Source organism: Wolbachia endosymbiont of Anopheles demeilloni (assembly GCF_018491735.2).
In the GTDB taxonomy this organism is placed as follows: Bacteria; Pseudomonadota; Alphaproteobacteria; order Rickettsiales; family Anaplasmataceae; genus Wolbachia.
Window position 1 is genome coordinate 232,045 of sequence record NZ_CP084694.1, and the last position, 12,009, is coordinate 244,053.

The window sequence follows — 12,009 nt, forward strand, 5'->3', positions numbered from 1 at the left end:
ATACTAAGTTAATTAAGCTTGTAGTAGGTAAGGAGTATGCTAAGTATCGTTTATGATCAAAATACGGATTCTCTTAGCGAGAGTATTGTACATAATTGGTAGTAATGAAGTAAAAGAATGCGTAATTGAGACGCTAGAACCATTTAAGAACGAATTAGGAGCTCAAAGTTTTAATCTTAATGGGCTAGGAACTTCTGACCTAGTTAAAGCATCGAAGAAGATAGAAGATTTTAAAGATGCTGAGTTAAAGAATGCTTCTGACCTTGCTGATCTGATAAAAGGGCAAATTGCAGGATTTGATGAAGAAAAATTACTAGAAATGTGTACCTTCAGCAAAATTTCCTATGGTAATGTGGATAGAAAATTAGAAAAAGGTAAATATAAAACTAAAAGACAGTTTGAAGAAGAAGAAGGTTATCAGATTATAAGATTTTACGACAATGATCTCATCGAAGACAAGTATTCTTTGGATACTGATTATAAATTAGAACAACATGATATTGGATATGCTTTAACTGGTAGCAATTCATATAATCGAGATGCTGGTTATATTTTTATTAAAGATAAGGAAGTAACTATAGCTTATCACGGCACTCGTGATTTAAATGATGTAAAGGAAGATCTTCGTGCATCTTTAGCTAAATTGTCATTTTTACCTGAAGATCATCGTGTCCATTCTGGTTTTTACTCTTTATTCAAACGCTATTGGCCCAGTGTGCATAAGATATTAAAAGGGCATGCTAATGATAAAGGATTAGCAATCAAAGATTTGAAAATTAATGTTACAGGTCATAGCATGGGGGGTGCTCTTGCTAGTATAGCTGCTTTATGTCTTAATAAAACAGAAGATGCCGAAGATGTTCATGTTGCAACTTTTGGCTCCCTAAGAGTATTCTACAATGGTGCAGCTGACGTTTACGATAAGTGTCTTGGAAATAAGACTATATTAGGGTAGCTTGTCAATCAGATCCGGTACCATGTTTGCCACATGGTAATGCCGGTATGCACTATAAACATGTCGGTAAACCATTAAAATTAGAAACGGGTAAAACTCTAGAGTATTTAGAGCCACACTATCATAAAATTGACACCTATTATAACCTTATTCAGGAAGTACAGCGGGAAAATTTTAAATCAGATAATAATCCATCTAAGTATCGCCATATTGCTTATATTTGTGGCCTATTTTACCATGCAGTTTTGTCATATGTCGATGTGGATGATAAGGAATTCTTTGAAGAAGTCAGAGAAGAAAATAAAGGCATTAAGCTTTCTGAGATACCAATTGAATATGCTCCAAAATTAGAAGAGAAAATTAAACGACTAGAACAAGAAGTAGCTCAGCTTACTAACGACAAAACTCAATTAGAGAAAAGGTTAAAGAGTATACAACAAAGCTTGGCTGAAAAAACTAAAGAGCTAGATGATGAAAAAGGAAAATTAACACAAGAACAACAGAAGACTAGTAAACTCGATGGTCAAGTAGATCAACTTACTAAAGAACTTAAAGGGATAAAAGATCAGCTTGTAGGAAAGAAAGCAGAGCTGGATGAACAAACTAGAAAAGTAACCAAGCTTAACAGTACTATAGATGGGTTTAAGGAAACAAATGCTGAATTAGAAAGAATAGTAATCTGACTAGTCAACTGGAGAAATTTGCAGCAATAAACGCTAAGCTAGAAAAGAATGTTGGTAATCTGAACAATCAGTTTGCAGAAGAAAAGAAGGAACTGGAAGATTTGAAAGTTCAATCAGAACAAAATGAGAAAGAATTCAAGAAAAAAATAGAAGAGCTGAACAGTATAAAGCAAGGTCAGGTTAGTAAAATAGCTGTTCTCACAGCAGAGATCACAGAGCTCAAGGAAGCAAAAACTAAGCTAGAAGGAAAGGCAGAATTTACAGGAAAAGAGCTGGAGGATACTCAAGCTCAACTCAAAGAGAGGGAGGAAGAGCTAGATATTGCAAAGAACAATGCTTCTCAATTAAAAGAAGAACTAAAACAAGCACAGCAAAGCTTAGCTGCAAAAACAAAGGAATTTGAAAACGCAGTTAATAAGTTGCAGAAAGGCTTGAATGAAAAAACTAGAGAAGCAGCTCAATTTGAAGAGGAAAATAGTAATTTAGCTAGTCAAGCAAGGGAGCTTAAAAAGAAATGTGAGCAAACAGAAGTTCAACTTGTAGCATCAAAGCAAAAACTAGCTGAAGAAACTAGTAAAGTCATTTAATTTAGCAAGGAATCTAATGAAGCAAAAGCTCAGCTTGAAGGGAAGAAAGAAGAGATTGGAAAGCTCAAAGTTCAGGTAACTCAACTTAAAAATGAAAATAACGACCTGAAGACAAGGCTACAGGAATATGAAAACAAAAGTGAAGTACTAGAGAAGAGTCTACAGAAGCAATTTAAAAGCAAGAATGAAGAGCTAAGTGAAAAATTCTTAAAAGCAAGAACTTACAGTAAAAGGCAAGGTAATTATGCTTCTGTTTCTTTTGTATTATCTGGAGTACTTGCTGTTGGTACAAGTCTAACAATTTTTCATTTAGCAATGTGTATTTCGCTTGCTGTAGCTGCATTAGCTTTTCTTGCAGTAGGATGTTACTGTTCTTATAAGGCAAATACCGCACTTAATAATGTTAAAATCGAAAATGATAGTTATAGGATGGCTGCTTGAGTATTAATTTAAATATTCTTCAGAGCTATAACTGCTTTTTCATGACGTTCTTCTTTAGTGCGAATAAAATCATCATAACCAAAGTTCATTATTGCTAGTTATTATACCATCACTTTAATTTGGTTGTGTTTTACTAAAAAAACTTTAGATTTATTTTGTAATTGATACTTAAATATAATGACACAATCTTGGAATTTATTGCAGAAAGGCCAAAAGGAAGGCTATAAAATTGCGTATATCAATGCTCGTATTATTGACCCGGAAACTAAACTTGATATAAAAGGTTCATTATTGACTGAAGGGGATAAAATTGTTGATTTTAGCGAATCATTACTTTCAACAAGTGGAGTTGATGAAACAATAGACTGTAAAGGGCTTGCTCTAATGCCAGGCCTGATTGACATTCACGTGCATTTTCGTGAACCAGGTCAAGAGCATAAAGAAACTATACACACGGGTAGCAAATCTGCAGCTGCAGGAGGCGTTACAACTGTAGTTTGTCAGCCAAACACTGTTCCAGCAATTGATAGTGTTATCTTGGCTAAATATTTGAAATATAGAGCACTTGAAACTTCACATGTGAATGTTAAATTTTACGCAAAAATTACCACTTCGGAAGAAAAATTAACTGAAATGGCGCTTTTAAAGGAAGCAGGTGCAGTTGGGTTCACCGATGATGGTATGCCAGTTATGAATCCAATGATTATGAGACAGGCACTGCTTTATTCAAGTATGCTTGGTGTTCCTATTGCTCAACATGCAGAAGATTTAAATCTATCTGCTGGTGGCGCAATTAATGAGGGTAATATTTCTGAAGAATTGGGAGTAAAGGGAATCTTGAGTGCGTCAGAGTCGATTATGGTAACTCGTGATATACTGCTAATGAAGGACATAGAAAATGTACATTATCATATTTTACATGTTTCTTCAAAAGATTCACTTGATGCTATTAAACGTGCAAAAGATTTGGGATTAAATGTTACATGTGAAGTAACTCCTCATCACTTTACTTTAACTGAAGATATAGTAAAACAACACGGAGGAATCGCAAAAATGAATCCGCCACTGCGTACAGAGGAAGATCGTTTAGCTATGATTGAAGGTTTAAAGACAGGTGTGATTGATTGTATTGCAACCGATCATGCTCCGCATGATCTTAGTTCTAAAGATTTGCCACTTGAAAATGCTGCATTTGGTATTATTGGCCTTGAAACAATGCTGCCCATTTCACTTGAACTATATCACAGTGGACAAATGGGTCTACTTGATGTGCTTGCAAAATTGACATATAAGCCTGCAGATATCATACATGTACCACGTGGCCGCATACAGAAAAACCTTGCAGCGGACTTAATTTTAGTTGATTTGGATCATGAATGGAAAATTAAAGTTGACAACTTTGCTAGTAAATCAAAAAATTCCCCTTTCGATGGACGCAAAGTGAAAGGGCGCGTAATACGTACCGTTGTGTCTGGCAAAACTGTATATTTACAGAAAAATTAGTTATCATACAGTTGCGTTCTCAATTTCAATCAATTGTAAATATTCAATATAAGTGGTAAAATATAGCCACTGAATAAAAAATATATGCTAATTAGTACGACATCGGAGCTGGAGAATGCATGTGAAGAATTGATGGCAAAAGATCCAAAATTTATAGCAGTGGACACAGAGTTCATTAGAAACAATTTAACCTACTATCCTAGATTATCACTAATTCAAATTTCTTACGGAGAGAAGAGTTTTATTGTAGATGTGTTAGTACCGGGAATTGACTTATCGCTCATTAAGAAAATAATGCTGAATCGAGAAATAACCAAAGTTTTTCATAGTTGTCGGCAAGACATAGAATCCTTACTCACCGTGCTTAAATGTGTTCCTACTCCCATTTTTGATACCCAAGTTGCTGCCATGTTTTGTCATTATTATCACGACTTTATTGGTTATTCAAAAGTAGTAGAGCAATATCATGGGGTAGCGCTGGATAAAATTAAAGCTAAAAATTCAGACTGGTTAAAACGTCCATTATCTGAGGATCAATTAGATTATGCAGTAAATGACGTTATACACCTATATGACCTACACCAAATATTGTGCAATAAACTTGAAGAAAATAATAGGATGGGCTGGTTTCAAGAAGAGATGGAATCAATAGTTGATGTCAATAAGTATTTGCATAATCCAAAAGATGCATGGAAGAGGATTAAATTTAATTATGAAGCAAATCCAAGGTTGATGTTAACTGTTAAAACAGTTAATGAGTGGCAAGAGACCTTAGCACAGCGTTACAATATAAATCGTAATAAAGTAGTCAATAATGCTGTAATAACTGGTTTAATTGAAAAAAACGTGGAACATATTGATGACATTTTAGATGACCTTAAGAGAAACACAAAAAATATAAAAGAGGAAGATTTATTAGAATTTATAGATATTTTCAATGAGAATGAGAAGGAATTTGTGCAGCAAAATTATACTCTGTCAGATAATTATGATAAATCTGTATTTGATATACTCTCGATTATTTTGGAGAGCAAATGTAAGGAAAATAACATATCAAGAAAGTTAATTTCATCAAAAGATGAGTTAGCTGGCTCAATATCTGGGCAGATAGATAAACTATTCAAGGGATGGAGATATGATTTTTTCGGCAGATCAGTAGAATCGTTTTTGAATGCAGGCTCAAGGTTTGAAATTTTAATGGTAAAATCTGCTGATAGTATAGCTAAAATTCGGAGTAATCTTGTGGAGAATAACCGTATCACGTGTTGAGGTCTAACGAGTTTATTATATCTTTCACTTGAGAAAGAACATTTGCACTGGTATCGATGATAAAGTCACTCATTTGCTTTTTTTCTTCAATAGGTAGCTGAATACTAGACATTAGATCCAGCTTTTTTTTATCCATATTACGCTCACTGATCCTTTGAGCTTGTACAGCGCTATCTGCATGGATAAAGATAATAAAATCGCAATATAAACGGAATCTAGTTTCCAGCAGGAGTGGAATGTCTAGAACTAGAAACTTTCCGTCGTTTTCTTTCTCCTGAGCAATAAAAATTTCTAATTCATTTCGCACAGCGGAATGCACTAAAGACTGAAATTGCTTCCAATTTTCATCATAAGCTAAAAAATATTTAGATAATACTGTTTTATCTATTTTTTCATTTACTATCACCCCAGGAAATTTTTCTTCTGCGTAACTTATTATGTTTTTGTTTACTTTATAAAGCTGGTGCACGACAGAGTCGGCATCAAACAAAGCGGCACCAAATTCTTTAAAGTAATTGGCTACAAAGCTCTTTCCAACTGCAATCCCACCTGTTAAACCTATGATCATATAGCAAATTTCTTATAAAACTATATTTATAGCATCTCCTATGCCTATTTAAAACTGAATGCATAGGTATAAAAAAGAAAAGCTATTATTTTTTTTAGTAATTAAGTAAAATAGAGTGAAAGATTAAGAGGAAATTTTGAAAAATAAGATAAAAAAGATAGTGATTTCAGGGAAAGAAGTCTGGCCAATCATCGAGGGCGGCAAAGGCATTGCAATTAGTAATGGAAGGTTAAGTGGAGCATTCGCTGCAGCAGATGCTGTTGGTACGTTTTCTGGTGCAAATGCTAAACTTATCGATGACAATGGCGAGTTGGTACCACTAATTTATAAAGGTAAAACAAGAAATGAAAAGCACGAAGAGTTAATCAAGTATAGTATTGAAGCTGGAGTTAGTCAAGCAAAAATAGCGAATGAAATATCAAAGGGCCGTGGAAGAATACATATGAACGTGCTTTGGGAAATGGGAGCAGCAGAACAAGTCCTTCATGGCATATTAGAAAAAGCAAAAGGCTTAGTTCATGGCATCACTTGCGGTGCTGGTATGCCTTACAGGCTTGGAGAAATTGCAGCTAAATATCAAGTTTATTACTACCCTATTATCTCATCGGCGCGCGCTTTTAAAGCGTTGTGGAAACGTGCTTACCAAAAAATATCTTCTTTTTTACTTGGTGGAGTAGTATATGAGGATCCGTGGCTTGCTGGTGGTCACAATGGACTCAGTAATAGTGAAGATCCAGAATTATCACAGGCTCCATTTGAAAGAGTTGCAGAGCTTAGATCTTTCATGAATGAAGTCGGTCTTTCTGAAACGCCAATTGTTATGGCGGGGGGAGTGTGGAATTTGAAGGATTGGGAACATTGGTTTGACAATTTACAAATTGGACCAATAGCTTTTCAGTTTGGTACTCGTCCACTTTTAACAAAAGAAAGTCCGATTTCTACGGAGTGGAAAAAGAAATTACTTACTTTAGAAGAAGGTGACGTATTTTTAAACAAATTTAGTCCGACAGGATTTTACTCATCTGCAGTAAGAAATAGCTTCATACATGAGCTACAGGAACGAAATTCACGTCAAATGAAATTTTCAGAAAGTGTGAGTGGAGAGTTTAATAATGAATTTGCAATGGGTAGCAGAGGTAGAAAGATTTACCTCACTGTAAAAGACGAAGAGCTAGCAAATGCATGGATTAAAGAAGGGTATACAGAGGTAATGAAAACTCCAGATTCAACTGTTATTTTTGTAACACCAGGCAAATTTGCGGAGATAAGACGAGATCAAATTAATTGCATGGGATGTTTGAGTCACTGCTTATTTAGCAATTGGAAAGATCATGGTGACCATTCAACAGGGCGAAAGCCAGACCCAAGAAGTTTCTGTATACAAAAGACACTGCAAAACATTATACATGACGGTGATATTGAAAATGAACTTATGTTTTCTGGATACAATGTGTACATATTTAAGCAAGACTCATTTTATGAGAATGGCTACGTACCAACAGTAAAAGAACTGGTGGAAAGGATATTGGTTGGATTATGATTGATTTGACAAGAAAACTTTACTTTGTTATAATAAATATTTACTAATTTAATCTTAATTTAGGGGGAGCTTTTATGGATGGTAATATTTTAAAAAGGTATGCACTTGCCTATATCAAAAAGTCTGGCAGTAACGATAATGTTAAAGAGTTTTTACAGCATTGTAATGATACACGGAGTTTGACTTGGAATGAGCAAGAGTTCGACAGAATGTATGGAGAGTTTACACATAGCATTCCAACTCGTAGGCACAGTAAAGGAAGTAATGATAGGAGTAGTAGGCAGCAATCTACAGGCCCTCAAGTCACGTACGTACATGTACACAATAATAGAGGTTTAGATTTTTGGGATTATTTACTACTTAGCAACCTGTTTGGTGATCGTACTACAGTTATAAATAACCCTGGTTTTGATACTGTTGGCCACCAAAGCAGAGAAGATAAGAAAAAAGATTTAGAAGACAGCAGGAGTTTATTGGCTTTAGGTATAGCAGTTGCAGTTGTGTGTGTTGCTTTTCATGCTCTAATGTGTTTGTGGTACAACAGCAGTGAAAAAACGGCTAGAAAGTCAAAAAAAATAGATTATCTAGATAATCAACTTAAAATGTTCAGAAATATAGAATTTGCAGTTGGTGCAATTTCTTTAGCAGCTTTGATAGGTTGCGCTATTAACTCAGTCTTACCAGTTTGGGGTTTAGTCATTCTTGGCATTAATTCTCTTGTGTGTCTTGCTGCTGGTGTGGCTTTTCATATGAAACATGAGAAAGAGTCAGAAAATATTAAGAAGGCTGAAGAAGCAGTAGTTAGATATCTTGAACAAGGTCATGATTATGGAGATTCTCCTTATAGTGATTCACCACCTCCTTACTCTTTTCAAGATCCTAATACTGTTCCAAGTGCTCCTTCTTGTGATGATATCATGCCTGGTACGCTGTTTTCTTCTCATTCTAATGCGGAAAAACATTCTGGAAATCATGGATGTACTGTATGAACATTGATTTTAGAAGGTAAATTGTACAGCAAATAGTGTCATTCCAGTGCTTGACACTGGAATCCAGCTTTTTGTAATTTTATTGAACATGTTGTATAGTCGTTTGTTTACAATTAATTTTTCTGGATCCAAGTGCCCAGACACTGGGATGACATCTTTGTGTTTGAGGCAAAATCTGCTATAATATTTAACACACTGCTTTCACAGACGAATGTTTGTACAGTTATGAAGTTATGGACAACAATATCATAGCAACTCAAACGTAAGTTACTCACATTATACCGCTGCAAAACGCAGCGGTATAATGGCTTTTCAAATTGCTTGTACGATAGGATATATATTGATTTTTATTACTAGTGCAGATACGATAAAGCTTTAAGTACTACAGAATGGAGCAATTTGAGAGCTTTTATATCACTACACCAATATATTACGTAAACGACAAGCCACATATCGGCCACGCATATACTTCCCTTATCTGTGATATTACAGCTAGATTTATGAAATTAGCTGGAAAGAACGTCAAATTTACTACTGGTACAGATGAACATGGACAGAAAATTGAAAAAGCGGCTAAGGTAAAGGGAATAGAGCCAAAAGAATTTACAGATGAAATAAGTGTTACGTTCAGAAAATTGGCTGAGCTAATGAACTTTGATTATGATGATTTTATTCGCACCACAGAAGAACGTCATGAAAAAGCAGTTATAGCTCTATGGAATAGGCTTGAAGAGAGAGGACAAATATATCTGGATTCTTACTCAGGTTGGTATTCAGTTCGTGACGAAGCGTTTTACCAAGAATCGGAGTTGATAGATGGCAGAGCGCCAACAGGTGATGAAGTTCAGTGGATAAAAGAAGAGAGCTACTTTTTTCGCTTGTCAAATTGGCAAAATAAATTACTAGAGTTATACGAAAATCAGCCGAATTTCATCTTTCCTGAGAGCAGAAAAAACGAGGTGGTATCGTTTGTAAAATCAGGACTTACTGACCTTTCGATTTCTCGTACTAGTTTTAATTGGGGAATAAAAGTACCAGGGAATGACAAGCACGTAATTTATGTTTGGATAGATGCGCTCACTAACTATCTCACGTCAATAGGCTTTCCTAATATAGAAGATGAGGAATATAAGAAATTTTGGACAAACCCTTTTAACGTCCATGTAATCGGTAAAGACATATTGCGTTTTCACGCTGTATATTGGCCAGCTATTCTTCTTGCAGCAGATTTATCACTGCCAAAGCAAATTGCAGTTCATGGTTGGTGGCTAAACGAGGGAGAAAAAATATCCAAATCCCTTGGTAACGTTATAGATCCAATTGGTCTGGCAGAAGAGTTTGGTGTTGATCAACTGCGCTATTTTCTCCTTCGGGAAGCAAGTTTCGGTCAAGATGGTAATTTCAGTAAGAAGAACATGATCAGCCGCATAAACTCAGAGCTGGCAAACAATATAGGCAATTTAGTGCAAAGAACAATTTCATTTCTGCACAATCAATGCTTTGGAGTTGTACCAATTGTCGATCGCAATTTGCTTAAAGATGATGAGAGTTTACCAAATTGCAAAGCCATAATTGATCAAGTAATGGATCATCTATCAAAGTATGAATTTAACCAGATTATACTCCTGATTATCAATATCTCTTCCAAGGCCAATGCTTACATAGATAAAAGTGCACCCTGGACATTAAGAAAAACCGATAGAAAGCTCATGGATTTAGTAATCTACAAATTACTGGAATATATAAGGATAATTGGCATTTTGCTGCAGCCAATTGTTCCCAAGTCAGCAGAAATGATACTTGACCAATTACAGATCCCAAAAGAACAACGTAATCTACAATCTCTGTGCAATGCGTGCGTAAGCTTAGGTGTTACATTACCTAAGCCTACGCCGATTTTTTTTAGGTTTGATATTTAAAGAATCCTTAATAATCCATTACAAGACTAGACTGAGTTGGCCGTTCTGTAGTTAGCCTTTTTAATTCAACAGAGTCAAAAAAAGTCCCTTGGCGTTTTGATGTATCTATACCGTTATCTACTTTGGAAGAAATGATTGAGATGCACCGAAATTATTTTTAGCACTCTTAAAAGAAGAATTTAACATTTCGTGAGACTCATCAACTTTACTTTTCAACATAGTCTGTGGAGTAGGTACATGGTGAGCTGATGGTAAATTTACATTAGAATTACCATCAGCTTGGCCTAGATGTGCCTCCTGCTCAGATAATCCAGAAGCAGGATCTAAAGTACATACGAGAGTTGGAAACAACTTTGATGCTAAAGCTGCTACTATAACTGATGCGTACGTTGCAATACTACTAAATTTTACAATCTGAGTTGTTCTATCTTTTAGTTTCGGTTAATCACCTGTTTCTTTTGCTACTGCATGCAATTTTGGTTGATTACCTTCTTCTTTAAATAAATTGCTAAGAGCTTCAAAATCTAAAACTTCTTCTTGATTTCTTTTTTTTACGCTCTTGATGCATTTTCTTAGCATCTTCATCAGAATTAATAATGTATTCTACCTTTTTATCTAGTTGTTTTTGCATTTTAGCTTTTTCTTTGACATTTTGAGCATCTAAATAAGAAGAAGTAATTGTTAGCTCTTTGCAGTGCAGCTGAAAGCGCAAAAACTAGAGCAGAAAATATAGCAACACTAATAATAAATGGAAGGCCAACACTTAACGCTGCAACTGGAGCTAAGAAACTAACATAAGGAGCTACAGCAAACACTCCTGATGCTAACAAAGTTACTATAGCTAAAGTTACTACCCCTTTTTTTACAGTAAAGGTAGCAAAAAAAGCTACAAATCTATGTAGTATTTAAACTCGCTCCTACTGGGACCTGAACCTAATCCACTATAACATATCAGAAAACATTATCTCTATTTTTTCTGGTTACACACTGAATTTTTTCTCAGCATAATGATTATGAGATTGCTTTTTAGCTTGGTTTTACTCAACTAAAGCTAAGTTATTAGAAATTACCTGGTTTATTTGAGCGTTAGCAATATGAGTGTCTTGTTGTTTACATTTAGTATAATACATAATAGATGCAGCTCCAACACAAGCAGCTTCAGCAATTAAGGCAATTTGATTAAAGTCTTTGTTATAACCTTGGTTAAATCCTTCACTGTAGCCTTTTTTTGTAGCCCTCCATATAACCATCTTCATAACTTTTTTGTTGTGCAAAAAAAACATAAGCGTATGTAAATAATGCTCCTCCTGCAGCGTAAAATATACCCTGTATTCCAGGTTTGATTATGTCTGGAACAAGCCTAATGCCATTCTTTATTTCTTGTACTATAGAAATTGTTATTAAGTTCTTTATGTTAAAATTGATATTTATTGCTTTTTGTAAAAAAAATTAAGCTATATACTTTATATCTTAACATTAATTTAGTTTTAAAATAAATTAATATTTTAATATAAGTTTTCTCTTTTGTAGAGAATCTGCTTTTTCTTGTTTTATA

The 12,009-nt window shown here is 34.8% G+C and carries 13 protein-coding genes; 9 read left to right on the forward strand and 4 right to left on the reverse strand.

Features of this window, described 5'->3' with window-relative positions:
• Nucleotides 1-52 precede the first annotated feature (52 nt).
• The 6 genes from JSQ73_RS01205 to JSQ73_RS01225 all read left to right on the forward strand — a co-directional run bounded on the left by JSQ73_RS01205 (nt 53) and on the right by JSQ73_RS01225 (nt 5,438).
• Nucleotides 53-955 (forward strand): lipase family protein, encoded by a 903-nt coding sequence (locus JSQ73_RS01205; RefSeq protein WP_234301801.1) that lies wholly within the window; start codon nt 53-55, stop codon nt 953-955.
• A 26-nt stretch (nt 956-981) separates the two neighbouring features.
• A complete protein-coding gene (locus tag JSQ73_RS01210; RefSeq protein WP_234301802.1) occupies nt 982-1,638 on the forward strand; it encodes a coiled-coil domain-containing protein in 657 nt (218 codons plus the stop codon).
• 101 nt (nt 1,639-1,739) lie between these two features.
• Entirely contained in the window at nt 1,740-2,225 is a 486-nt protein-coding gene (locus JSQ73_RS01215) for a hypothetical protein (RefSeq protein ID WP_234301803.1), read from the forward strand.
• A gap of 105 nt (nt 2,226-2,330) precedes the next feature.
• On the forward strand, nt 2,331-2,666 hold the full coding sequence (locus JSQ73_RS06900) for a TomO hydrophobic C-terminal domain-containing protein (RefSeq protein WP_458694699.1): 336 nt from the start codon (nt 2,331-2,333) through the stop codon (nt 2,664-2,666).
• A gap of 177 nt (nt 2,667-2,843) precedes the next feature.
• Nucleotides 2,844-4,169 (forward strand): dihydroorotase, encoded by a 1,326-nt coding sequence (locus JSQ73_RS01220; protein WP_214250139.1) that lies wholly within the window; start codon nt 2,844-2,846, stop codon nt 4,167-4,169.
• An 84-nt stretch (nt 4,170-4,253) separates the two neighbouring features.
• Entirely contained in the window at nt 4,254-5,438 is a 1,185-nt protein-coding gene (locus JSQ73_RS01225) for a ribonuclease D (RefSeq protein ID WP_214250140.1), read from the forward strand.
• Here JSQ73_RS01225 and coaE read toward each other — a convergent pair.
• Nucleotides 5,428-6,006, reverse strand: a complete 579-nt coding sequence (coaE, locus tag JSQ73_RS01230) for a dephospho-CoA kinase (RefSeq protein ID WP_214250141.1) — start codon at nt 6,004-6,006, stop codon at nt 5,428-5,430. The two genes, JSQ73_RS01225 and coaE, sit on opposite strands and share 11 nt — an antisense overlap.
• Nucleotides 6,007-6,142: 136 nt before the next feature.
• Here coaE and JSQ73_RS01235 point away from each other — a divergent pair, with 136 nt between their 5' ends.
• From JSQ73_RS01235 to metG, 3 genes are all read left to right on the forward strand, one after another.
• Nucleotides 6,143-7,546 carry an NAD(P)H-dependent flavin oxidoreductase gene (locus tag JSQ73_RS01235; protein WP_214250142.1) on the forward strand — a complete coding sequence of 468 codons (1,404 nt, stop codon included), beginning with the start codon at nt 6,143-6,145 and terminating at the stop codon, nt 7,544-7,546.
• Nucleotides 7,547-7,620: 74 nt separating this feature from the next.
• Nucleotides 7,621-8,535, forward strand: coding sequence for a hypothetical protein (locus tag JSQ73_RS01240; RefSeq protein WP_214250143.1), 915 nt, complete (start codon nt 7,621-7,623; stop codon nt 8,533-8,535).
• Nucleotides 8,536-8,924: 389 nt separating this feature from the next.
• On the forward strand, nt 8,925-10,454 hold the full coding sequence (gene metG, locus JSQ73_RS01250) for a methionine--tRNA ligase (RefSeq protein ID WP_214250144.1): 1,530 nt from the start codon (nt 8,925-8,927) through the stop codon (nt 10,452-10,454).
• A gap of 117 nt (nt 10,455-10,571) precedes the next feature.
• On the opposite strand, the gene JSQ73_RS01255 is transcribed toward metG, so the two are convergent.
• The 3 genes from JSQ73_RS01255 to JSQ73_RS01265 form a co-directional block, all read right to left on the reverse strand.
• Entirely contained in the window at nt 10,572-10,805 is a 234-nt protein-coding gene (locus tag JSQ73_RS01255; protein WP_234301805.1) for a hypothetical protein, read from the reverse strand.
• Between the two features lie 90 nt (nt 10,806-10,895).
• Nucleotides 10,896-11,039 carry a hypothetical protein gene (locus JSQ73_RS01260; RefSeq protein WP_234301806.1) on the reverse strand — a complete coding sequence of 48 codons (144 nt, stop codon included), beginning with the start codon at nt 11,037-11,039 and terminating at the stop codon, nt 10,896-10,898.
• A gap of 452 nt (nt 11,040-11,491) precedes the next feature.
• Nucleotides 11,492-11,710: a hypothetical protein gene (locus JSQ73_RS01265; RefSeq protein ID WP_234301807.1), complete on the reverse strand. Its 219-nt coding sequence runs from the start codon at nt 11,708-11,710 to the stop codon at nt 11,492-11,494.
• Nucleotides 11,711-12,009 lie beyond the last annotated feature (299 nt).

Excerpts from the sequence above, each read along its gene's own strand:
- JSQ73_RS01205 (WP_234301801.1), top strand. The coding sequence starts at position 53 with ATGATCAAAATACGGATTCTCTTAGCGAGAGTATTGTACATAATTGGT.
- JSQ73_RS01220 (WP_214250139.1), top strand. The coding sequence starts at position 2,844 with ATGACACAATCTTGGAATTTATTGCAGAAAGGCCAAAAGGAAGGCTAT.
- JSQ73_RS01225 (WP_214250140.1), top strand. The coding sequence starts at position 4,254 with ATGCTAATTAGTACGACATCGGAGCTGGAGAATGCATGTGAAGAATTG.
- coaE (WP_214250141.1), bottom strand. The coding sequence starts at position 6,006 with ATGATCATAGGTTTAACAGGTGGGATTGCAGTTGGAAAGAGCTTTGTA.
- JSQ73_RS01240 (WP_214250143.1), top strand. The coding sequence starts at position 7,621 with ATGGATGGTAATATTTTAAAAAGGTATGCACTTGCCTATATCAAAAAG.
- metG (WP_214250144.1), top strand. The coding sequence starts at position 8,925 with ATGGAGCAATTTGAGAGCTTTTATATCACTACACCAATATATTACGTA.
- JSQ73_RS01260 (WP_234301806.1), bottom strand. The coding sequence starts at position 11,039 with ATGAAGATGCTAAGAAAATGCATCAAGAGCGTAAAAAAAAGAAATCAA.
- JSQ73_RS01265 (WP_234301807.1), bottom strand. The coding sequence starts at position 11,710 with ATGAAGATGGTTATATGGAGGGCTACAAAAAAAGGCTACAGTGAAGGA.